This window comes from Desulfoluna sp. HI9BLuna (assembly GCF_056829775.1).
In genome coordinates, this window is record NZ_CP186555.1 from 4521212 (window position 1) to 4544853 (window position 23642).

At 49.1% G+C, this 23642-nt stretch carries 20 protein-coding genes and 2 pseudogenes; 12 read left to right on the top strand and 10 right to left on the bottom strand.

Annotation, left to right across the window (positions count from 1 at the left end; all coding sequences use genetic code 11):
• Nucleotides 1-25 precede the first annotated feature (25 nt).
• The 10 genes from ACOYW0_RS18490 (at nt 26) to ACOYW0_RS18535 (ending at nt 10865) form a co-directional block, all read left to right on the top strand.
• Nucleotides 26-1198 carry a homocysteine biosynthesis protein gene (locus tag ACOYW0_RS18490; protein ID WP_482415271.1) on the top strand — a complete coding sequence of 391 codons (1173 nt, stop codon included), beginning with the start codon at nt 26-28 and terminating at the stop codon, nt 1196-1198.
• 457 nt (nt 1199-1655) lie between these two features.
• Nucleotides 1656-2297, top strand: coding sequence for a signal peptidase I (gene lepB, locus ACOYW0_RS18495; protein ID WP_482415272.1), 642 nt, complete (start codon nt 1656-1658; stop codon nt 2295-2297).
• A 273-nt stretch (nt 2298-2570) separates the two neighbouring features.
• Nucleotides 2571-3506, top strand: a complete 936-nt coding sequence (locus tag ACOYW0_RS18500; protein ID WP_482415273.1) for an aspartate carbamoyltransferase catalytic subunit — start codon at nt 2571-2573, stop codon at nt 3504-3506.
• On the top strand, nt 3490-4764 hold the full coding sequence (locus ACOYW0_RS18505) for a dihydroorotase (protein ID WP_482415274.1): 1275 nt from the start codon (nt 3490-3492) through the stop codon (nt 4762-4764). The genes ACOYW0_RS18500 and ACOYW0_RS18505 overlap by 17 nt, the downstream gene beginning before the upstream one ends.
• A 292-nt stretch (nt 4765-5056) precedes the next feature.
• On the top strand, nt 5057-6445 hold the full coding sequence (locus ACOYW0_RS18510) for a sigma-54-dependent transcriptional regulator (protein WP_482415275.1): 1389 nt from the start codon (nt 5057-5059) through the stop codon (nt 6443-6445).
• Between the two features lie 294 nt (nt 6446-6739).
• Nucleotides 6740-7195, top strand: a complete 456-nt coding sequence (locus ACOYW0_RS18515) for a type IV pilin protein (RefSeq protein ID WP_482415276.1) — start codon at nt 6740-6742, stop codon at nt 7193-7195.
• A gap of 28 nt (nt 7196-7223) precedes the next feature.
• The gene (locus ACOYW0_RS18520) at nt 7224-8087 is read left to right on the top strand and encodes a hypothetical protein (protein ID WP_482415277.1); all 864 of its coding nucleotides are present in this window, start codon (nt 7224-7226) and stop codon (nt 8085-8087) included.
• 54 nt (nt 8088-8141) lie between these two features.
• Nucleotides 8142-9029, top strand: a complete 888-nt coding sequence (locus ACOYW0_RS18525; RefSeq protein WP_482415278.1) for an ABC transporter ATP-binding protein — start codon at nt 8142-8144, stop codon at nt 9027-9029.
• Nucleotides 9019-9792 carry an ABC transporter permease gene (locus ACOYW0_RS18530; RefSeq protein ID WP_482415279.1) on the top strand — a complete coding sequence of 258 codons (774 nt, stop codon included), beginning with the start codon at nt 9019-9021 and terminating at the stop codon, nt 9790-9792. The genes ACOYW0_RS18525 and ACOYW0_RS18530 overlap by 11 nt, the downstream gene beginning before the upstream one ends.
• A 188-nt stretch (nt 9793-9980) precedes the next feature.
• Nucleotides 9981-10865: a glycosyltransferase family 2 protein gene (locus tag ACOYW0_RS18535; protein ID WP_482415280.1), complete on the top strand. Its 885-nt coding sequence runs from the start codon at nt 9981-9983 to the stop codon at nt 10863-10865.
• 58 nt (nt 10866-10923) lie between these two features.
• Here the strand turns inward: ACOYW0_RS18535 and tnpC are convergent.
• A pseudogene (gene tnpC, locus ACOYW0_RS18540) lies at nt 10924-12105 on the bottom strand (IS66 family transposase); the annotation flags it as partial.
• 67 nt (nt 12106-12172) lie between these two features.
• Here tnpC and ACOYW0_RS18545 point away from each other — a divergent pair.
• The gene (locus ACOYW0_RS18545; protein WP_482415228.1) at nt 12173-13393 is read left to right on the top strand and encodes an IS256 family transposase; all 1221 of its coding nucleotides are present in this window, start codon (nt 12173-12175) and stop codon (nt 13391-13393) included.
• A 37-nt stretch (nt 13394-13430) separates the two neighbouring features.
• Here the strand turns inward: ACOYW0_RS18545 and ACOYW0_RS18550 are convergent.
• Nucleotides 13431-13655: pseudogene (locus ACOYW0_RS18550) on the bottom strand (DUF6444 domain-containing protein); the annotation flags it as partial.
• 500 nt (nt 13656-14155) lie between these two features.
• On the opposite strand from ACOYW0_RS18550, the gene ACOYW0_RS18555 reads away from it, so the two are divergent.
• Nucleotides 14156-15307: a UDP-N-acetylglucosamine 2-epimerase gene (locus tag ACOYW0_RS18555; RefSeq protein ID WP_482415281.1), complete on the top strand. Its 1152-nt coding sequence runs from the start codon at nt 14156-14158 to the stop codon at nt 15305-15307.
• 9 nt (nt 15308-15316) lie between these two features.
• On the opposite strand, the gene ACOYW0_RS18560 is transcribed toward ACOYW0_RS18555, so the two are convergent.
• The 8 genes from ACOYW0_RS18560 to ACOYW0_RS18595 form a co-directional block, all read right to left on the bottom strand.
• A complete protein-coding gene (locus ACOYW0_RS18560) occupies nt 15317-16312 on the bottom strand; it encodes a glycosyltransferase family 4 protein (RefSeq protein ID WP_482415282.1) in 996 nt (331 codons plus the stop codon).
• Nucleotides 16309-17097, bottom strand: a complete 789-nt coding sequence (locus tag ACOYW0_RS18565) for a glycosyltransferase family 2 protein (RefSeq protein WP_482415283.1) — start codon at nt 17095-17097, stop codon at nt 16309-16311. Before ACOYW0_RS18565 ends, ACOYW0_RS18560 begins: the two co-directional genes overlap by 4 nt.
• Before the next feature lie 192 nt (nt 17098-17289).
• Complete coding sequence (locus ACOYW0_RS18570) at nt 17290-18402, bottom strand: hypothetical protein (RefSeq protein ID WP_482415284.1); 1113 nt, start codon at nt 18400-18402, stop codon at nt 17290-17292.
• 64 nt (nt 18403-18466) lie between these two features.
• Nucleotides 18467-19411, bottom strand: coding sequence for an NAD-dependent epimerase/dehydratase family protein (locus ACOYW0_RS18575; protein WP_482415285.1), 945 nt, complete (start codon nt 19409-19411; stop codon nt 18467-18469).
• Between the two features lies 1 nt (nt 19412).
• A complete protein-coding gene (gene rfbH, locus ACOYW0_RS18580; protein ID WP_482415286.1) occupies nt 19413-20753 on the bottom strand; it encodes a lipopolysaccharide biosynthesis protein RfbH in 1341 nt (446 codons plus the stop codon).
• Between the two features lie 4 nt (nt 20754-20757).
• On the bottom strand, nt 20758-21834 hold the full coding sequence (gene rfbG, locus ACOYW0_RS18585; RefSeq protein ID WP_482415287.1) for a CDP-glucose 4,6-dehydratase: 1077 nt from the start codon (nt 21832-21834) through the stop codon (nt 20758-20760).
• A gap of 5 nt (nt 21835-21839) precedes the next feature.
• The gene (rfbF, locus tag ACOYW0_RS18590) at nt 21840-22616 is read right to left on the bottom strand and encodes a glucose-1-phosphate cytidylyltransferase (protein ID WP_482415288.1); all 777 of its coding nucleotides are present in this window, start codon (nt 22614-22616) and stop codon (nt 21840-21842) included.
• A 68-nt stretch (nt 22617-22684) separates the two neighbouring features.
• A complete protein-coding gene (locus ACOYW0_RS18595) occupies nt 22685-23614 on the bottom strand; it encodes a glycosyltransferase (protein ID WP_482415289.1) in 930 nt (309 codons plus the stop codon).
• Nucleotides 23615-23642: the final 28 nt, after the last annotated feature.

The following is a 23642-nucleotide window of genomic DNA, read 5'->3' on the forward strand; positions in this document are numbered from 1 at the left end:
ATTCAATTTTTGGAGCTGAAATCAGGTGGGCAACACATTCAAGGTAGAAAAAACTTACGAAGAGATTAATGCCAGGATCAAGAGCGGTGACGTTGTGGTTGTCACGGCTGAAGAGATGATTGGCATTGTGGACGAAAAAGGCCCTGAGGAGGCTGCCCGGCAGGTGGATGTGGTTACCACCGGGACCTTTGCCCCCATGTGCTCGTCCGGGGCCTTCCTGAACATCGGCCAGTCCACGCCGTCCGTGCGCACCACCTCCACCTGGTTCAACAACGTTCCGGCCTATTCCGGGGTGGCGGCGGTGGACTGCTACCTGGGTGCCACGGCTGTGTGTGACGACGACCCCCTGAACAAGGTCTACCCCGGTGAGTTCCGATACGGCGGCGGCCATGTCATCGAAGACCTGGTGGCCGGAAAAACGGTTTATATCCGCGCCGACAGCTACGGCACCGCCTGCTACCCCAATCTCCACGTCGAAAAGGAGATGACCCTTGACGAGCTTCCGTCCGCCGTGCTCTGCAATCCGAGAAACGCCTACCAGAACTACAACTGCGCGGTGAACCCTTCGGACAAGACCATCTACACCTACATGGGGACCCTGAAGCCCAAGATGGGCAACGCCAACTATTGTTCTGCCGGTGAACTTTCTCCTCTGTTGAACGATCCCCTGTACAAGACCATCGGCTTCGGCACCCGGATTTTTCTGGGCGGGGCCCAAGGGTACGTGGCCGGTCCGGGGACCCAGCACAGGCCGGGGAACCCCAGGGGCGAGAATGATGTGCCCCTTTCGCCCGCCGGGACCATCTGGGCCATGGGAGACCTAAAGAAGATGTCCCCGGAATGGCTCCGCGGGGTGAGCATGAGGGGGTACGGCTGTTCGCTGTCCGTGGGGCTGGGGATTCCCATTCCCATCCTCAACGAGGAGATGGCAAGGTACACCGCCGTCCGGGACGAAGAGATCTTTACCCAGGTGGTGGATTACAGCGATGATTATCCCAACGGGGTGTCCCGCAGCCTGGGACAGGTGAGCTACAAGGAACTCAAGAGCGGCAGCATTACCGTCAATGGCGAGACGATCTCCACGGTGCCCCTCTCCAGCATGGTCAAGGCCCGTGCCGTGGCCGAGACCCTGAAAGGGTGGATCCAGCGCGGGGAGTTTCTCCTTGGGGTGCCCCAGGAGCTTCTGCCCGTAGAATAAGGGCGTTTGCAACTAGTTCGCTTACAATGCCTCCGGCGACCCTGTCGGGGAGCTCCCGGCGTTCAAGAACATGGTTTGTGCCCGGCGTTTTGTGAAGGCTTGTTGCCCCGTTCAGGCCGGGCGACATAGCCCATTTTTATATTGCCGATGCCCGGGGACCGGTATATGATCACGGGCAATGCGACGGCATCGTTACGGATGGCCCGTCAACGCGACAGGCGTCCGGCTGGCGGCGTGGTGTGCCTTTAGGTAGCCTCGCTGTACGAGCCTTTCAATGTATCCGCATGGACCACGACTCGTGGTCATCAGTCTCTATTCCGACGTTTACTGTATTTTACGATGAAACGGCCTGTGCCGGTCATTCCGGCTGCCCTGACATGCGCTCACTCCATGGGTTTGAGGTGCGCCCAAGGGGCAGCCAGGCTCTGCAGGGCTGAAATCAAAAGGCGAATCCACATTGGCATCGAAAAAGAATCCCCCTGCTGACTCCTCTCCGGCCAAAGGCCCCCTTCGCGAAAATATCGAGGCAATTGTCATTGCCCTTATCCTGGCCCTTTTCATTCGAACCTTCGTGGTCCAGGCGTTCAAGATCCCCTCGGGCTCCATGCTCAACACCCTTCAGATCGGCGACCATATTCTGGTGAATAAGTTTATCTACGGGGTGAAGCTTCCCTTTATCCAGAAGACCATTATCCCCGTCAAGGACCCGAAACGCGACGACATCGTGGTGTTTATCTATCCGGAAGATCCCAAGAAGGACTTCATCAAGCGGGTTGTGGGCGTTGAAGGGGATGAGGTGGAGATGCGGGCCAAAAAGCTCTACGTCAACGGAAAGCGGGTGGAGAGGGACTATACCATCCATACCGACCGCCGGGTGCTTCCCGGTCAGCTCACCACGCGGGATAACTTCGGACCCGTTACGGTTCCCAAGGATTCTCTGTTTGTCATGGGAGACAACCGGGACAACAGCCATGACAGCCGGTTCTGGGGATTTGTTCCCTTAAAGGCCGTCAAGGGTAAGGCCTTTATGATCTACTTCTCCTGGAACGGACGGGATCATTCGGTACGATGGGGCCGGATGGGGGATATGCTCAGGTAATTTAGGTCATAGGGCATAGGTGATAGGATATTTAGGTGAGAGGTTGTCGATCTCTGTCCGGCTTGTCTGTTATAAAGGCGTCTGCGTTTACATAAAAGCACATTCGCCTTTGATTGGGATGAAACGGAATCCATTGTAAAAAATTGATTATCCAACTTTCTTGTCGCGCCGTAGCCCCTGGGCGAAGGCGGATCAAAAGTTTGGCCCCCGGCAGGGCCGCCGGGGGCTTGTTTTAAAGGTCACACTACATAAAAATTCCAGATCTGAGGTGCCATGAAACTAAAGAACAAGGATATTCTGGATATTGAGTCCCTTTCGGCCGAGGAGATCGGGTTGATCCTTGATACGGCGGAGAGGATGCGGGAGGTTTCCCGGCGCCCTGTGAAAAAGGTCCCCACCCTGCGCGGGAAGACCATCATTCTTTTTTTCCACGAGCCCAGCACACGCACCAAGACCTCCTTTGACATCGCGGCCAAGCGCATGAGCGCCGACAGCATTTCTATGGCGGCCAGCTCAAGCAGCCTTGTCAAGGGGGAAACCCTGGCTGACACGGCCCTCACCCTTGAGGCGATGAATCCGGATATCATTGTGATGCGTCACTCATCGGCCGGAGCCCCCCACATGATGGCACAGCGCGTCAATGCGTCGGTGATCAACGGGGGAGACGGCATGCACGCCCATCCCACCCAGGCCCTTCTGGACATGCTCACCATCCGTGAGAAGCTCGGCTCCATTGCCGGGAAACGGGTGGCCATTATCGGAGACATCGCCCACAGCCGGGTGGCCCGCTCCAACATCAACGGGCTCACCAAGATGGGAGCCTCGGTGGTGGTGGCAGGGCCGTTTACCATGCTTCCCTACGGGGTGGCGGAGTTGGGGTGTGAGGTGGCCACATCCGTGGACGAAGCCGTGGAAGGCGCCGATGTGGTGATGATGCTCCGGATCCAAAAAGAGCGACAGGAAAACTTTCTGTTCTCATCGGTGAGGGAGTACTCCAAAAACTACGGGCTGACCCGAGAGCGGCTCATGCGGGCCAACGAAGGGGCCATCGTGATGCATCCCGGACCCATGAACCGCGGGGTGGAGCTTACCAGTGAAATCGCCGACGGACCATGGTCCGTGATCCTGGATCAGGTCTCCAACGGTGTGGCAGCGCGTATGGCACTTTTTTATCTTCTGGCAGGAGGTCGTGATGCAGACAGTGATTAAAAACGGCAGGGTGGTGGATCCCGGCAACGCGGTGGGTGATTACGATGTCTGGATCAAGGACGGATGCATTGAAGCGCTGGTTGCCCGGGGGGAAAAAGAGATCCCCGAAGGCGCCGAAGTGATCGACGCCCAGGGGCTCCTGGTGGTGCCGGGGCTCATCGACGTGCACGTTCACCTGAGGGAACCCGGGGAAGAGTACAAAGAGACCATTGAAACCGGTGCCAGGGCCGCTGCTGCCGGTGGGTTTACCGCGGTGTGCGCCATGCCCAACACCAAGCCGGTGAACGACACGCCGGAGATCACCTCCTTTATCGTGAAGCAGGCCAAGGAAGCCGGCTACGCCAAGGTATATCCTGTGGCGGCCATCACCTCCGGGCTTTCCGGGGGCTCTTTGTGTGAGTTCGGCGAGCTGAAAAACGCCGGGGCTATTGCCGTGAGCGACGACGGTCGTCCCGTGGAGGACGGCCAGATCATGCGCCGGGCCATGGAGTATGCAAAGGGTTTTGATATGCTGGTGGTCTCACACTGCGAAGAACTCTCCCTTGTGGCGGGCGGCTGCATGAACGAGGGGCTTACCGCCACGCGCATGGGGCTTACCGGGATACCCAACATCTCGGAGTCCATGATGGTCATCCGGGATATCGGCCTTGCAGAACTCACCGGTGCCCGGCTCCACGTGGCCCATGTGAGCACCCATGAATCCATTGAGGCCATCCGGGATGCCAAAAAACGCGGGGTGTCCGTAACGGCTGAAACCGCTCCCCATTATTTCACCCTGACGGACGAGGCGGTGAAGGGGTACAACACCAACGCCAAGATGAATCCCCCCTTGAGAAAGGAAGAGGATCGCCAGGCTGTCCGCGAAGCCCTTGCCGACGGCACCCTGGATGTCATTGCCACAGACCACGCTCCCCATTCCATTCTGGAGAAGGACCTGGAGTTCAACCGGGCCATGAACGGCATCATTGGTCTGGAGACCTCCTTGCCCTTGAGTCTGCAGCTCGTCAGGGACGGCGTTTTGACCCTTGAGGAGATGGTTGTCCGCATGTCCAAACGCCCGGCAGAGATCCTGGGGCTTGATAATTCTCTGGTGGCGGGCCACCCGGCCGACCTTGCCCTCATCGATGATCAAACCGAATGGACCGTTGTGGCATCCCAATTGCAAACCAAGAGTGCAAACACGCCTTTTGAGGGGTGGACCATGAAGGGACGGGCCGTACGGACCCTTGTGGATGGGAAGACTGTGTATGCAATCTGATCTGGTAAGTGCTTCACAGCAAACGAAATAAAAAATACACTCCGGCTGGTAACGGGGCGGCTTTCATCTCATGGGACGAGCCGCCCCCTCAGGTGCGTGTGCCCAAATAGCCTGCCGAATTATGTCATGGGGTGACAAAAAATGTCACTGCCAACCCATCCTGCCTGTACACACGCACAATAGCCCTTCCTTGACACACGTGCTGCAGCACAGCATGACCGATCTTGAATAAGAAATGTTCCCGAGCTGACAAGGCCGGGTGACTCAGATTGAAACGTGACGGAATCGATACATGTCTAAAAAACCCCAAATTCTTGTTGTGGATGATGACCTCGGAATGCGTGAGTTCCTCGAACTGATGCTGACCAGGGAAGGGTACGGGGTGACCCTTTCGGATTGCGGTAAAGACGCGGTTAAACGAATCAGAAAAACAACCTTTGACCTGGTGCTCACGGATATCCGCCTCGGAGACCTGACCGGCCTTGATGTCCTTAGGGCCGCCAAGGAGGTCAAGCAGGAAACCGCCGTGGTCATGATCTCTGCCTTTGCCACCACCGAGACCGCGGTGGAGGCCATGAACGAGGGCGCCTACGACTATGTTCCCAAGCCCTTCGATAACGAGGAGCTGAAAGACACCCTCAAGCGCGCCCTGGAACTCCAGAGCATCGCCGCTGAAAAAGAAAAGCTTTCCGAAGAGACCCAGGAGGTCCTCCATTTCGGTACCATGATCGGCAGCAGCGGTCCCATGCGGCGCATCTACACCCTGGTCGAGCAGGTGGCCGGCACACGGACCAATGTTCTTATCACGGGGGAAAGCGGCACAGGAAAAGAGCTTATTGCCCGGTCCATCCATACCCTGAGTGACCGTGCGGCACATCCCTTTGTGGCGGTAAACTGTGGCGGAATCCCTGAGACCCTCATGGAGAGCGAACTCTTCGGCCACCTCAAGGGCTCCTTTACCGGTGCCACCCACGACAAGAAAGGCCTCTTTGAAGAGGCCGAGGGCGGCACGGTCTTTCTGGATGAGATCGGTGAGCTCTCCATGCCCCTTCAGGTCAAGCTCCTCCGTGTGGTCCAGGAACGCAAGATCAAGCCTGTGGGGGGGACCCGCGAGGTAAGTGTGGATACCCGCATCATCTGCGCCACTAACAAAAACCTCGAAGAGGAGGTGATGGAGCAGCGGTTCCGTAAGGACCTGTTCTACCGCCTCAACGTCATTGAAATCCGCGTCCCGTCACTGCGCGAGCGCAAGGCCGACCTCAAACCCCTGGCGCAGTTTTTTCTCGAAAAGTACGCACGGGAAATGGGCAAAGATATTACCAAGATTTCATCCTATGCCATTGATTTGTTGAAAAATTACGATTTTCCGGGTAACGTAAGGGAACTTGAGAACCTCATTGAGCGCAGCGTCGCCCTCTCGGCCACCAACATCATCCTCCCCGAGAGCCTCTCCATGTCTTCCAAGCGAAGGCGCTGGATTGAAGGCGTCCCCAGGCGCCGCTTCGACCTCGACGAGGTGGCCACCGGGGTCGACCTCCCCGAAATCCTGGAAGCCATCGAAAAAGCCTACATGGAAAAAGCCCTGGAATACACCAAAGGCAACAAGAGCAAGGCGGCGGAGCTGCTGGGGCTTTCGTTTCGATCGTTCCGGTACAGGTGCGATAAGCTGAATATTCTGTGAGGTGACGTTTTTTGTCAGGTCTGATGCCCCATATGGTCAATAAAGATAAAGGGTAGACGTTAAGAATATGCAGGAAGCCCATTCATATAACATGGAATGTCCGTTGTTTTAAACAAAATGCATCGGCATGGAATGAATTGTGCAGTGTTTAATAATGCTACTGGGGTTACTGATAACAAACAGTGTCATCGTTTTTTCATTGACCTTGATGAGCTCCTTATCCCCATGTTGAAAGAATGAGAATCGTGCCTTATTTGAGGCGCAATTTACCTAAAAACCAGGAGGAAACGACAAATGATGAAGAACAACAAAGGCTTTACCCTTATCGAATTGATGATTGTTGTAGCAATCATCGGGATTCTGGCGGCTGTGGCTATTCCTAATTATAGCCGGTTTCAAATCAAAGCCAAAGAGTCTGAGGCGAAGTTGAACCTCAAGTCTATTGAATTAGGTCAAGAGGCTTATTTTATAGAGTATGATGGTTACGTAAGACAGGCATCGACGCTGGGGCAGGATCCTACCAATTCAAAGCAAGCCTGGGCAGGTGACGTTACCGGAACCGGTTTTGCTGTGATAGGATGGCAGCCAAAAGATGCCATGATTTATTATCAGTATCAGCTCGCACCCGGGCCTAATGCAGGTTATATTGCCACTGCAACAGGTGATCTTGATGCGATTGGTGATAATAGCGTATGGACAGTTACAGATTCTGCGCATCCAACCAAAACTTCCAATAAGGATGTCTACTAGATATCTTTAGGATCGGCTGGATAACCGCGTGAATTCAAATCAGGTGGGCGCCATCGTCTTGAGGCGTCTGCCTGTTTTCATTTGTGGGGCGTATATGGCAAAATTTGCTGTTGGGATCGGGGCTCTTTTTGTTTGTCTTTTTTGCCAGTTTTTTTTGGGGGGGAGATCAGGATTCAAGGCGGATGTCTTCGAGGAAGCGAAATTCGTCAATGTTGAGCCCGCTTATTACTCTGTCATGACGATGGGTCATAAAGAATGGGTTGCAGATGCTGTTTGGCTTAAAGCGGTTCTGCTGTATGGGCAATCAAAACAAACCCCCGATGAAATAAGATACATTGAAGATAGCCTCTTATACCTGACAAGGCTCTCGCCCATGTTTACGGGGGCCTACGAAATGGCCGGGGTGAGCCTCCCTTTGCTTTCAGATAATGTGAATTTATCTTTTGCAATATTACGAAAAGGGCTTGAGAACGTACCGAAAACAAATGAGCGCTACTGGCTCCTCCATTTTTACCTGGGTTTCAATCTTTATTTTTACAAGCAAAATTTTTCAGAATCCGCACATCATTTCAAGATGGCATCTGAGTTCAAGGGGAGTCCTCCCTACCTTCCATTGCTGGCAGCTCGCCTCTATGCCCAAGGCTCGGATATTACCACGGGGTTGATATTAATCGATCGCATGCTTTTTCTGACCGAAGACCCGGTTCTCAAAAATCAACTCTTGGATCGGCGCTTGAACTTGTTGGCACTAAAAGCTGAGAACGAACTGAAAGATAAGTTTCGAAGGCTGTATTCAACCTGGGGGATTTGGGCTGACGATCCTTGGATTCTTTTTTTGCTAGGGAATTTAGAGTTGGATTTATTTCTTAATCTTTCTGCTTACCACCAATGAGAATGAGACTGTATTGGATTTTATGATGGCATTATACTGCGATGGAGGAGTCTGATGAGTTTATTGCTCGGGGTGTATGACCTTGTCAAAAAACGGAGAACTCACTTTTGGGAGCAAAAAAAACGGATTTTAGATGGGGTCTCTTTGGAGGTGAACCGTCATGAGGTCGTGGGGTTGGTGGGGCACAACGGCGCGGGGAAGACAACTCTGTTCAAGGCGATTCTGGGTTTGATTCGTGTCGATTCCGGCACAGTCCAATTTACAGGCAAGGCGTTTAACGATGATTTTAGAGATGCTTTAGGCTTTTTACCGGAGTCCCCCTATTTTTACAATCATCTTACAGCGTATGAGTCCCTTTTATTTTACGGCTCCCTGTTTTATGACAACAAAGGGCGAAAGGTGCTTCGTAAAGAGGTTGATCAACACCTATGTAAGGTAGGCCTTGGCGATCACATGAACAAGCCTTTAAAGTTTTATTCGAAAGGGATGCTTCAGCGATTTGGGATTGCCCAGGCAATGATAAATGATCCAGAGGTACTGATTCTGGATGAGCCTATGTCGGGCCTGGACCCCCAGGGACGCATGGCCATCCGTTCCATTATTCATGACCAGGCAAAACAAGGGAAGACAATTCTTTTTTCATCTCACATCATGGGAGATGTACAAGAAATTTGTCACCGGGTTGTGGTTATGGAAGAGGCACGTATTATCGCTTCGTTGAGCAAATTTGAGATGGAGGCACGCCGTCGCTGGCGGTTGACATTGAAAGCGGGCTCTGGCGATCATAAAGAGCGTGTTACCGTGTTGAGTTCAATGGACGAAGTGAACCGTACCCTTCAGGTGGCATATGCCCAAGGCGAGGTTCTGGCAGACATGGAAGAGTGTATGCCTTCTTTAGATGAACTATTGCTTGAATCCGAGGCTAAATATCATGGCTCATAGGAATAGATGGCTTTTGATTGCGGTTAATACCTACAAAGAGGTGGTTCGAGATAAAATTTACGCCCTTCTTTTTGTTTTTGCCATTGGTCTTGTGTGGATGTCTTTTCAACTTGGGGCGTTATCTGTCGGAGAATCTCGAAAAATTATTTTAGATGTTTCCTATGGGGCCATGTTCTTTATTGGTGGTGCCGTGTCGGTGTTTGTCGGAATTTCTTTGGTCTATCGAGAGATTGAAAAAAAAACACTCTATAATATTCTGTCTAAACCTATCTCCCGGGCTGATTTTGTGGTGGGTAAGTTCCTTGGGCTCAGCACTGCACTGGGGATAATGGTGTTGAGTATGACCGTGATTATGGGGCTGTGTTTGTTTCTGGCAGGACATGCTTGGACCTGGCCCATGGCGTTGGCATGCCTCTCCGTTTGGCTCAAGGTTGAGATTGTTTTGGCCTTTGCCGTCCTATTTTCCTCTTTAAGCACTCCCATTTTAAGTGGCATGTTTACACTGGGGTTTTTAATCGTCGGATCGATTTCTCAAAGTGTGTTCGATATTTATGTGCTAAAGGGCGGGCCTTTGGCAGGAGGCTTGAAGGTCCTTACGTTTGTGGTTCCTAATTTTTCACGCTTTGATTGGGTTCCTTTGGCTGTGTTTGATTTACCTGTTATTTTAAATGATTTGTACCTTTCGTTTGGCTATGCGGTAAGCTACATGTTGATTCTCCTCACCATTGCGGTGTGGGTCTTCGAAAAAAGAGATCTTATTTAACCTGTGCCGTTGTGTGTCGATGCCGTGGTATACATTACATATCTCATCTGGTTCGATGAATGAATGCCTCAATCGCTCGGCAACTTATCAGATAAAATTTAATAAATAGCCGATCGATTCGTTGAAACAGGATGATGACAATCAATTTTGCTATAAATTCGCCCCAAACGTGTTTATTATGAGGTCACATGGAAAAAAGTTGTCGCGTGAGTGTTATAATACCTGCTTATAACGAATCAAAGATGATCGGTTTGTTGGTGTCACAAATTTCAAGTTTGTATCCTTTATTTGAAATCATTGTTGTCAGTGATGGCTCTACTGATGATACAGCCGCGATAGCTAAATCAAGCGGGGCTTTCGTATTTGAGCATCCCTATAATATGGGGAATGGAGCTGCCATAAAGGCCGGTATGCGGCAGGCTTCAGGAGATATCTTTGTTACAATGGATGGGGACGGTCAGCATCGACCGGATGATATTCAAAGGCTTCTTTCTTATATGCCTGAATATGACATGGTTGTAGGGGAACGCGCCCTGAACGGCCAAGCCTCAATGCAAAGGGCTTTTGGTAATTATTTTTACAATGCGTTAGCTTCTTATGTTGCAAAATTTAAAATCAGGGACCTGACATCAGGGTTTCGCGCTGTACAACGTAACGTTGCCTTGGAACATTTGCATCTTTTTCCAAATACGTATTCTTATCCTACAACGTTGACTCTGGCTGCTCTTCGGAGCGGATACAGCTTGACATACTGTCCTGTTAAGGTTAATCGCCGAAAGAACGGGGAAAGTGGAATTAATCTTGTCATGGATGGTGTACGGTTTTTGATGATAATCATTAAAATCTGTACCTTATTTTCACCCTTGAGGGTGTTTTTACCTGTCAGTGGTATGATGTTTTTATTTGGCGTTGTAAATTATATATATACGTATGTAACAAGTACTCGTTTTACCAATATGAGTGCCCTGTTGTTCATGGCTGGCGTTATTGTTTTTATGATGGGGATTATTTCAGAACAAATATGCCAGATGCGATATGAAAACTTAAACAAAGTCGGAGCGAATAATGAATAAAGTAGTTGAAATATGAATGCTGGTTGTAACTATTCAGCTGTAGGTTCGCCGACAGGGGTTAATCAGCTTCAAAAAAGGAGGGTAATTCACCCTGAAGCAACAGGCGCAATGCGTCGCTTGCATGCACGTTGTTTTTCTTGCATGTAGAAAGGTAGCTGCGTATTCGGCAGAAGATCTTGGCCCCTTCCATAGATCGGAAGCACCCAGAAATTTTCTGATGGACTTTCGTCATCCGGATGTCGTTTTCACCCTGATTATTAGTGAAAGGAACCAGCGGGTCGTCCATGAAACGAAGGGTTTCGTTCTCGAAGTCTTCCATCCGTTCGAGAAGGTTTCTCGCTTTTGATCGTTTCATCCGCCCGCGTTGTCCCTTCTTCCTTTTCGTTTCATCCGGGGGCGGGCATTCGAGATTTCCTTTTTCCAGGATGCTCAGGTAGCGCTTTCGAAAGCCCCCGGCAATATCCGATGGAAGCTTGCCGCTGTGTTCGTTCACAACCTTGTTGATCTCAAGGAGCAAGAACTTCATGTCTTTGGCCCACTGCTGACTGTCTTGCTCCCAAGCCCGCTCCAGCTCTCTTAAGTGATGAGCGTTGCACAATGCGTGCAGGCAGTCGTAATTGAAGTAGGGTTTCCAGTGATCGTGGCACAACACGCCTTTGAAGCTTGGGATAATTCCCATTTCATCGATAGCCTCTCTGCCACGCTTTTCGTGCGGGTAAAAGTAAGTGAAAAGATCGTTCGACAGACAGTGCAGCCAAAATCGACTACCGTTCATGTTGATGCCGGTTTCATCTGCGTGGCAGACGGACGAGCCGGACAATCTGGCTTTGACGATTTCATCAAACGCCTCAAGCGCGTTAAACGCTTCTTTGTTGAAGTTGAAAATCGACCCTGCGCTGATTGGGATACCGGCCTGATCCCGAAAGTGCTCGCAGATTCTTTCGTAGGGGACCAGCTGATGCTGGGAAAGATAGATCGCGTGAGCCTTGAGACCCGTGCCATATTGGACGCGTCGATCTACTCCTTTCGGGAAAGGAGTAACATATCGATTGCCGAAGGCATCCTCAAGAATCTCGGATCGATACTCAGTAACGTATTGAGCAACCTTCAAATCAATGACCTGCCGGGTCTCGTAACCTACGTGGCGATAGTCACCCGGTGGCAGTTCGGTCATATTGAGTTTCAACGGCAATACGAGATCTGCCTTGTCTACGGGCTCAAGAGTTTTTCCCTCGTGGCCATTTGAGAGTGTAAATTTATCTGTGTATCTGGCTGTGGTATTAACCTCCTGAAAGGAGAATGTCACCATGGCCAAAAAGCAGAGTCGTATAGATGCACTTTTAGATGAGCTGCTCAAAGATGAAGACCCTAAAGAACTATTTAATAAAGATGGACTTCTTGAGGATTTAACCAAACGCCTTGTGGAACGCGCCTTGGAAGGCGAGCTGACCGATCATCTCGGCTACCAGAAGAATGAACGCCAAAAGAGTCGCTCGACAAACGTCCGTAATGGCAATACAAAAAAGACAATTGTAACGAATCGAGGTTCACTTGATATTGAGGTTCCCAGGGATCGAGATGGTGATTTCGAACCTCAGTTAGTCAGAAAGCGCCAAAAAAGGCTTCCAGGGTTTGATGACAAGGTCATTGCACTATATGCTCGCGGAATGACAGTGAGAGAGATCCAGGGCCATCTCAAAGATCTCTATAGTGTTGAAGTATCCCCGACACTGATCAGCAATGTGACCGACAGCGTCATAGATGATGTTCGCCAGTGGCAGTCTCGTCCGTTGGATACGGTCTACCCCATCGTTTACCTGGATGCAATATATCTAAAAATTCGTAAAGGCAGCCATGTTGAAAATCGAGCTGTTTATCTGGCATTGGGTGTAAACCTTGAAGGTAACAAAGAGCTTCTTGGCCTCTGGATTGGAGAGGCTGAGGGTGCAAAATTTTGGCTTGGCATCCTCACTGAGCTTCAAAGCCGAGGGGTAAAAGATATTTTGGTCGCTTGTGTTGACGGCTTAAAGGGCTTTCCTGAAGCCATTGGGAACGTCTTTCCTCAGACGGAAGTCCAGCTCTGTATCGTTCATATGGTGCGTAATTCTTTGAGATACGTTGGTTGGAAAGAGCGAAAGAACGTCGTAAAGAGTTTAAAGGAAATCTACACTGCACCCACAGAAGAAGCTGGTTTGAGAGCTTTGGATCAATTTGAGCAAGAGTGGGGAGAAAGGTTCCCAATTATCGGCCAAATATGGCGTTCTAAATGGGAAAATATAGCGCCGTTCTTCCGTTACCCAGAACCGATACGTAAAGTCATTTATACGACAAATGCTATCGAATCTTTGAACGCATCATTGAAGAAAATTACAAAGAAACGGGCAGCTTTTCCAACAGAGGATTCAGTGCGAAAGGTTTTGTATCTGGCGATATTAAAGGCTTCTGAGAAGTGGTCGCGCCCCATCAGGGACTGGGCTGCTGCTCTCAACTATTTTTCGATTGTATTTGAGGGGAGAGTCCCTCTTTGATTTAAACGCCAGATACACAGTTTATTTGACAGTCTCGGCCATTTTGGCCCCCGGGCTTTTTTCCTTCGGTGTTTTGCTTTTTCTCCTTCTTCCTGTTGGGATCGGTAGAAGGCGGTTTGCTGCTGTTTTTGCTATTGAGATTTAGACGGTTCGCCAAAAGGGTGATGATTGTAAGCAGCAATTCGATCACAGCTGCAACTGCGGGCGAGAGGTCCTCGTCCTGCTGAATCAGTTTCCTTGCGTTGTCTGTCGCCGCTTGAATATCAATGCTTTCGATCTTCACCCTGTCTCCTCATCTTTTTTTGACGAGGATAGTATACCACAGGTTTTGAAAACGGAATTTTGGCTCCTGAGCTTTCGAATTTCAGGCTTTAAAAATTTGAGGGTGCCGGGTCGTATAGCCCTTCATATAAGATGAATTATGGTCCTCATAGCCAGGCCTGAGCACCGGAATAACGGAGTAAGAAATCCGCAGGTCAAAATGAAAAATTTGATCAAAAATCCTGTCAAGAAAAAAATTCAGTTCAATACATTTTATGTGTGAGCTGAATAGTTACTGCTGGTTAAACTATCTGAACTGAGTGATGCCGGTATCATTTTTTTTATGGCATGGATATAGGAGCGAATCCAGATCGGACTAATTGCAGGATATTCAAGCATGTAGACTTATGGATGAAAGCCGGTATGGAGAGGTGCAGTGTACCTCATGGTTGCTTTTTGCTTGCGTTCAGCTGCAAGAGTCATGTTTTTTGGGGAGATCTGATGATCCATTTTTTTATTGGGACAAAAGCCCAGTTTATTAAAATTGCGCCGATTATCAAAGAATTTGAAAAGCGCAAAAAGGATTATAACTTCATTGATACTAAGCAACATTCCATAATTACCAGTGATTTGATTGGACTATTCGACTTGCGGGAGCCTGATGTTGCCCTAAGCCAATCAAATGAAAATATTGACAAACTCGGGAAGGCCTTTGTTTGGTTTGTTAAAGAAATATCCGAATTGATTTTTAATCGAAGAAGACTTGAAAAACGTGTTTTTAAGGGGAAGAAAGGCTTTTGTGTCGTGCATGGGGACACACTGTCCACGTTAATTTCGCTCTTATATGCAAAACGTTGTGGATTAAAGATAATCCATATCGAATCCGGTCTTCGTAGTCATAACGTGCTTAACCCCTTTCCTGAGGAAATAATTCGTCTTTTATCGATGAAATTTTCAGATTATTTGATCGCACCATCTTTGCGGGCATATCAAAATTTGATCAAGATGGGGTATCGGAAAAAGTCTGTTCTTATTGATGGAAATAGCGGAAAAGATGCGGCGCTTAGTGTTCTTAGTGTCGAAAAGCGAGGGATAACGTGTGCATCTGTATTGTCGGTAAACAGGGACAATTATATTGTTGTGACTATTCATCGTGCAGAAAATATTTTTAATTCCGAACGTCTGGAATTTTTATGTGAAGCCGTCATTACAGCTTCCAAATCCATGCAGATTATTTTTGTATGTCATGGACCGACGTTAATTCAGTTGAAGAAAAATGGGCTTTTCAAACGATTAACTGATGAAGATCGTATTGAATGTATTTCATTGTTGCCCTACGATATGTTCATCAACCTTATTATTGGTTCCTCTTGTGTAATGTCTGATGGTGGGAGTATACAAGAGGAGTGTTCCTATTTTGATATACCTTGTATTATTCTCCGTTCATACACTGAACGATGGGATGGGCTTGGTATAAATGCCATCTTGTGTAACTACAATTTGGACCTCATACGAGAATATATCGGAAATATTGATACCAATTTGAAAATGGAACGAATCCGTCATTACGGCGGTGGCCCCTCACAGAAAATATATGAATATATAGCGCAGCTTTCGTCTCGTCGGTCTATGCCGCGTGATGGCAACATGTGATAACATCGGTCAAATTGTGAGATGAACAGTCTCAAAAAGCGCTTTATATTCTTTGACCATCCGGGACATGGTGAATTGAGATTCAATTTTGCCCCGGTTGTACTCTCCCATTTGATATCTAAGCAAGGAATTGTCGGCAAGTGTATTAATTTTTTCTGCAAAATCGTTTGTGTCACCAATGCCGCATAAAAACCCCCCCTTCCCGTGGTCAACCAATTCCGGTAGTGCGGAGCAGTTGGATGCTACGACGGGAAGTCCGCAAGCCATCGCTTCAGCAACAGCTAAGCCAAACCCTTCTCGGACTGTCGGCATAATAAGAATATCCATGCTGTTGTAAAGATTTGGCATGTCAGAATAATGTACAGAACCTAACAAATTTATACCATCAATAGATCTTTTTTTAGGGTTGAGCCCAGTTGTCGCATGTATTGTGATGTTTTTTTGCAGCTTTTTGGCAAGCAATGGGAGCCATTGTGCTCCTTTTCTTTTTGTAATGTTACCCGAAAATAGAACATTGATTTTTTTTTCGGATAGATTGCTCTTTATCTCATACTTAGGGGTGAACACTTCCGTGTCTATTCCATTGTAAATAACTTTTATTTCTTTTTTTAAGTCAAGCTCCTTTTTGACTAATTTAGCTGTATAGTGGCTGACTGCTGTGATGGTATGTGCTTGGCGTAGTGCGATATTAGTAAAGCATTTCAGGGCAGATTGATAATGAATTGATTGGGCGAGTGAACTATACTGCCGCATTTCTCTGTCCAGCACAAAATTATGAAATGTGATTATTTTTTTTGTATTTTGAGAACTAAAAAAGCAGGCATAGTCAGGAGTTGTGTGGATGAGGTTTGTTTTTTGTGGTATGTGAATCGTTTTCAGTAAAAAAGGAAAAAGGGTCAAATATGGAGAATACCCCTTGACCTTGTATCCGGGAAGGTGGCGTTCAATGTGTTTATGGAGAATGTATGCCCCGTTTCCATCTGCCATTGGCGAGATAATGTTCACTCTTTTCCTGCCTGGTTTCCTGATTGTTTAATGCGCGGTACGATTTGTGTTTTATAGAGATAGTACGGGTATTGAAAAAACAGGTGAACCCATTTCCAGAACAATGATGTTTCCAGCGTATTTTGGATTCTGAAATCCTGTTTGAGGCGTTCGTGGCACTGGTTACGGTCTGAGCTGATGCCTTGTGACCCCATATTCGAAACGATGGTATTGCTGTAGACGACGGGCTCTTTTGCCAGTAATACCGCGTAGAACAGTTTATAGTCCATGGAAATTGAAAATGAGGTATCAAAGGTTCCGTATTTCCTGAAGATATCTCGGTGTACGAAGGCCCCCTGGTGGGGGATCGTGTTGCGAAGCTTATACCAGAAGGGAATGCGTATGGGGCGGGCAATATGGCTCCCGTTCTTTGCAACGAAATTGATGGCGTAAGCATAGACTTTGCTGGTTTCGCGGGTCATGTCGTTAAAAACGCCTTGAAGGGTATTGGCATCGGTGAGTTCGTCATCTGCGTGGATAAAGACAATATATTCCCCCGTGGAGATGTGAACCCCCTTATTCATTGCATCGGCAATTCCATGGTCATCTTCCGATACATAACGCAATGGGTATGACCCGGAGTGATGGGTGAGGATGGATAGTGTTTGATCCTTCGAACCTCCGTCGACGACAATGTGTTCATAGTTTTTGAAGGTCTGCTTTTTGATTGAACGGATCGTTTTATCAATTGTCCTGTCGGCGTTGTACGAGGCCGTGATAATTGAAAAAAATGGTTTATGGGTCATGGTTTGGGGGTGTCTCATGATGGCTTAGGTATCGTTTTCATAAAGACAGGTTATACACTAGTGGTTGCATGTCTATTTTGAAATTGTTCTGAACAATGGTGTTGTTTCGATAAATATTAAAGATGGATACGTTCCTTTCACGGCTGTTTGGTTGGCCGTGAACGCTTACGAGATTCCTAACCTTTCAATGGGTTAATCAAACGTTAATCGTAGCAGCCGTTCCAACAGGCGGGTGTTGGATTGCATGAAGTCGTCGTAAAAATTTTTACCTGCTTGGGGAGATGCATTTTGGCGGTTGGCAAAATACACTTCAATTTCCTCTGCGGCACGCTTCACATCGAAGGTTAACTGAAGCAGGACATCTTCTGGAATCTCTCTGGAATACGCTGTTTCGTTTCTTATAACAGCAGTTTTTTGCGCCAGGCGGATGGATTTGATCAGCGCCCCCTCTATGGGGGCAGACCAAAGAGAGGGAACCAGCACAAGGGGACAACCGGTGACTGCTTCCCGTAATCCGGATTCCCAGCGAAAGTCTTTGAAAGTGCAATTGGGGAGAGCGTTGGTGACCCATTCCGGTTTGTCAAAAGGAAAAAGAAAACGTCTTTCCGTCAAAACCTCAGCCAATTCCAACGCCCAGGAAAACCCCTTTGCATCAAGAGGTGGGGCGTGAAAAACGATGTCGTATTTGTGGGGCGTTGCCGCTGGGGCGGGGGCCTCTTCGAGACACCAGTCAGCGGCCCAGATGCCACCGATTTTAACTGTGGCTTTTTCCCCGAAATGTTTTTTTGCAAGCTCTGCCTGTTGCTTGTTTTGAACAATAAATCGAACTTTTACCCTTGTGCTAAGCTCCCTGAGAGAGCTGACAAATTTCATCGCCTCCTCTGTGCTCCCGAAATCTGTCGAGCAGCGATTATTCAGGGCATGGGTGAGATCACCTCCGATACACTTTGTGCAGGCGCTCTCCATATGGGCCATGTAGTTATAGGAACGGACACAAAAAAAAGATGAATCCATCAGATACAACCACACGGGCTTTTTAGAATTTTTGATAAACTCGATGGACCATTCATATCCCAGCGTCTGCGGGTGAATAAGCAAAGACGTATCCTTCCTGGGTAGTTTTGCCGTGACGGTTCGGAACCGTGCTTCGCTCCAGAATGCTGTCATGATCGTCTTCAGGGCAAGCACAAGCTGTTTTTGTGAAAACAATTTTCTGACGGGCCTGCCCTGTCCACGATAAAGCAGTCTTGCCGAATGTCCTCCGGTCTTGTTTTTTTGATTAATTTCCGAGGCAAGTTGTGTCATGACTCTGCCTACACCGGTGGGGCCGGGCATTAAGCCACCAATAATTGTGAGTCTATGTCTCATATCAAATCGAATTCCCACGTGAAGTTTTTTCGTGCAGCATAATTCGTAGTCCATCTTCCAGCGATACTTTCGGGTGCCATCCGGGGAGAGGTGTTCCACCATCCCAAGGGTGCATGATCTCCCTCGCTCGATACGGTCTTCCGCCCCATATTACCGGAATTTTTGTTCTGGAAATCGATTCATAAACGGATACGGCTTCTTTAAGTGTCAGCGCCCTGCCTGATGAAATCCGATAACGCTCATTGCAGGGAAAGCGGCGGTGCATCAACTGTTCTGATGCGATAACATAGGCCTCGACGCAATCCCCGACAAAAACAAAATCAATCTTCTGCCCTCCCGGAGACAAAGGCAGGGGCTTTTGCTCCTTGGATGCGACGGAAAGCTGGTCAAAGAGCTTTCCCCTTGTATCTCCGGGACCATAGGTGTCGTACAGTACAAGGGTAACAGCCTTGAGGTAAGATGTTTCCACGGCATGCCGGACGATCATTTCAAAGGCCTGTTTTGTTGCCGCATAAAGGCAGACGGGATTATACTCCTCGTTGCCATAATGCTGCCAGTAGGTTCCGGTGTTAACCAGGCAATACACTCGGTTTTTTACCATTGCTTCGATTAACTGGGTACCCAGCAAAATGTTTGAATGTATCAAGGGAATGATATCATCGGGTGTGTGTATTGCAATGGAGCAGGCGGCAAGGTGGAAAACCACATGGGGTTTTACTATACCCAGGATTCGGATAAGGCAATCTGTGGTTCCGTCATAAAGATGGGTGGATACATTTTCCTCCGGCTTGATGGATTCCGGAAGCAAGGACGTTTCCCTGATCAGGAGATGCACTTCCCATCCTCTGGAAAGAAGTCCTTTTGCGAGGTGGGAACCGACAAAACCGGTTCCCCCGGTCACAAACGCCTTTTTTTTGCACCTGCTTTCAGCGGTGAAATCGTTCAAATCAGTACCGTCCGCAAAAATCGTCCACACAGTTTATCATGAATTCGATCTGCGTATCATCCAGGCCAGGATAAACTCCGACCCAGAATGTCCGCTCCGTAATCAGATCAGAATTGTGTAAGGTGCCGGAAACCCTGAACCCTTCTCTTTTGCTGCGCAATTCATCGAAGCAGGGATGACGGAGCAGGTTCCCCGCAAACAGCATTCGAGTCTGAACGCCGCACTCTTCCAGGTGCTGGACAATGGCATCTCTGTTAAAGGGCGCCTCCTCACGTATTGTCAGGAGGAATCCGAACCAGCTTGGATCAGTATTTGGCGCTTTTTCCGGTAGATGGAAGAATTTTTTCTGTTTATCCAGGCCATTGAACAGTTTGTCCCAATTCTTTTTTCTGGCCTTGATAAATCCAGGCAGCTTTTTCAACTGCGCGCAACCGATAGCAGCCTGCATTTCCGTAACCTTAAGGTTGTAACCGAAGTGGGAATAGACATATTTATGATCATATCCCCTGGGCAGCAGGCCGAACTGTCGGTCGAACCGATGTTTGCATGTATTGTCCTGGCCTGAGTCGCACCAGCAATCCCGGCCCCAGTCCCGGAACGACTTTATCAGTTTGAACAGCTTTGTATCATTGGTATAAACTGCTCCTCCTTCGCCCATGGTCATATGATGGGGGGGATAGAAACTCGACGTCGCGAGATGGCCGAATGTTCCCGTGTATCTCCAGGCGCCTTCAGATAGAATCTTTGAACCCAGCGCATCGCAATTGTCCTCAATCAGCCAAAGTTCGTTTTTCTCACAGAATTGTCTGATACGTTCTGCATCGAAAGGGTTCCCCAGGGTATGGGCAATCATAACGGCTTTTGTTTTTTCCGACAGCGCCCCTCCCAGCAGAGCGCAATCTATATTGTACTGGGGCAATTCGATGTCCACAAAGACAGGAACAGCCCCGAACTGCAGCATCGGTGAAACCGTGGTGGGAAATCCAGCAGCCAGGGTGATCACTTCATCCCCCGGGCGAATACACTTTTTACCCAGGGTCGGTGAGGTCAGGGCCATGAAGGCCAAGAGGTTGGCTGATGACCCCGAATTTACCAGCGCACAATGCCGCACACCGATAAATTCAGTAAATTCCTTTTCGAACCGTTTTACGAAACGGCCGGAGGTAAGCCAGAAATCGAGACAGGATTCGGTGAGGGACCGGATCTCCTCTTCATCGAAAACTCTTCCGGCGTAGGGGATTCGGTCTCCCGGCGTAAATTTCCTTTTCGTGTCAAGAACCCTTCGAAAATATTTGGTAACCGCATCCAGGGCTCCCTGGCGCAACACATGCTCCTCATTCATGACCTTAGTGTCCCTCTTCCTGATATTGTGCTATCTGTCTTTGGCTGAAGGCCAGCATGTCCTCGCCCCGTTCGCGGGCCTTTGCCCATGCGACAACCTTTTCAAGGGCGATATCAATATGCCAGTACGGATTGAATCCCAACCTTTCTCTGGCTTTTGAACAATCCAGTTTCAGAAGGCCGGACTCATGGGGATGGTTGCCATCCATCAGGGCATATCCCTCGGGAACCCCCCAGGTTATGCAAAGTTTTTTTACCACACTTAAGACCGTTCTTGTGTCCTCCTCTGCAGGGCCGAAGTTCCAGGCCCCTGAAAATTGTGGACCCGACAGGTAAAGTTTTTCTGCCAGCATCAGATAACCCCGCAGGGGTTCCAGCACATGTTGCCACGGGCGGACCGCCTGGGGGAATCGCAATAAAATGGTCTCTTTTTTTAACATGGCCCTTATGCAGTCGGGAACGAGACGGTCTGTCGCCCAATCTCCACCGCCGATTACATTGCCTGCCCTTGCGGTTGCCAGAGCCACTCCGTGGGTATTGTATCGGTCGGGATGAAAAAAGGAGGAGCGAAATGCTCCTGTCACCAGTTCGGAACAGGCCTTGCTGTTGGAGTAGGGGTCATGCCCCCCGAGTGTCTTATTTTCATGATAGCCTTTAAGCGTTTCTATGTTTTCATAGCACTTATCGGAGGTGACATTGATGACCGCTTTTACACCTGGGGTTTTTCTGACGGCTTCGAGCAGGTTAACCGTGCCCATCACATTGGTATCATAGGTTTCGACGGGGGCGTCATAAGACTCTCTTACCAGGGATTGCGCGGCCATGTGAATGATGATTTCCGGCCTTGTCTGTGCCACGACATCTGACAGCCGGTGCAGATCACGAACATCCGCCGTGACAGACTCAACCAGACGGTGAATACCGCAGCTTTCGAAGAGGTTGGGCTGGCTGGGGGGAGCCAGTGCATACCCCGTAACCCTGGCACCCAGAGTATGCAGCCAGATACATAGCCAGGACCCCTTGAAGCCGGTGTGGCCCGTGATCAACACTCTTTTTCCCTGCCAGAATGTTTCTTGGAGCATAGGTATCACCACACCTTCCAGGGCGCGTTGCCGGCATCCCAGAGATCCATCAGTCTCTTTTTATCCCGCAGGGTATCCATGGGCTGCCAGAAATCGTTATGGAAATAGGCTTCCAGTTGTCCGGCCCGGGCTAGTTGCTCCAGCGGCTCTTTTTCCCATGATGTACTGTCTCCCTGAATGTAATCAATCACCGCGGGCTCCAAAATGAAGAAGCCACCGTTAATCCGGGATTCACTGCTTTGGGGTTTTTCTGAAAAATTGGTGATCCGGTTTCCGGCAACTTCCAATGCACCGAACCGGGCAGGGGGCATGACAGCGGTCATGGTGGCCTTACGCCCATGGTTCCGGTGAAATGCGAGGGTCTCCGTGATGTCGATGTTACCCACCCCGTCCCCGTATGTTAGACAGAATGTTTCGTCTCCAAGGTATTTGGCCACCCTTTTCAGGCGGCCCCCGGTCATGGTTCCATTTCCGGTATCCACAAGGGTCACACGCCATGGCTCTACGTTTTTCTGTATGACTTCCATTTCGTTGTTCGCCATGTTGAATGTGACATCGGACATGTGGAGAAAATAATTGGCAAAATATTCCTTGATGACATATCCCTTGTATCCTAAGCAAATGATAAAATCATTGATCCCGTGGGCCGAGTAGATTTTCATGATGTGCCAGAGAATCGGCCGTCCGCCGATTTTCACCATGGGTTTGGGTTTGACTTCTGTCTCTTCGCTTAGCCTGGTACCGTAACCACCTGCAAGTATGACGGCTTTCATTCCGTGCATCCCTTTATTTCGTCTAAAGTGTCGTCTGTATCTGATGGCCTGTGTGTGACATCATCAATATCATCCACTTAATCTTTTAAAAAGAACCGCTTAAATCGTTTGAGCATACGGATGAATTTTCCGGGCCCCCGGGCGGGCCGATAAGCCGCGCGAAAATTATTCATCAGTGTTTCATTTGTTTGAATTACCTTTGAAAAATTGAAGCTTTGTTTCCCCTCAGGCAGTGGTGCATAGTATTTGTCATTGCCTGAGGCCCCGCAGTGAACGCCGCTTCCGTCGAAACCGATATTCTCCACCAGGGAACGGGTGGGATAAACACAGAAGGCATGTTCCCGAAAATGGGTGTAGCACCACCGGATGGCCCATGAATCAATGCGTCCTTCCATCTGCAGTTGCAACATATGGGTCAAATCCTCCCCCCCTGAGTGAAATTGCTTAATCTGTTCCCTGTCCGCAATAAAGGTTTTGAAATCATTCACCTGCCAGTCCGCTTTTGCCCATCTGTCGGCCCAGGTTCCCCAGCCCCATGAATGCGCACGGGGGTTGAAGTAGACGTCATATGGATAATCGGCAGCTATTTTCATGGTCTGTGGGGGCAGATTGTACCCGGAAATCGAAAATACTTCCGGGGTGTCACGGTAAAAAGAGAGGGCTTCATTCATATATGAAAGAAACGAAGGCGCGGTCACAAGGTCGTCTTCCAGAACGATCACCCGGCCGGATTCTCCTGCGACTTCGGTGACTCCCTGGATGATCGAAGAGGCCAACCCCATGTTTTTTTCCCTATGGTGAATGACAATACTTTCAAAGCCGTCAACGGTTGAAATATAATTCCGTACCTCCTGGACACTTTTGTCCATGGAATGATCCCTGGGCCCATCGGAAAAAATAATCAGGGGTGTGGCCCCGGCCAGTTCGTTATTGCGAAGTGCCTCCACCGTTCGGCGCGTGTGTTCAGGCCTGTTGTATGTAAACAGGGCAACCGGTGCTGCTTTCATGATCGGTTAATATCCTCACTACTTTGAG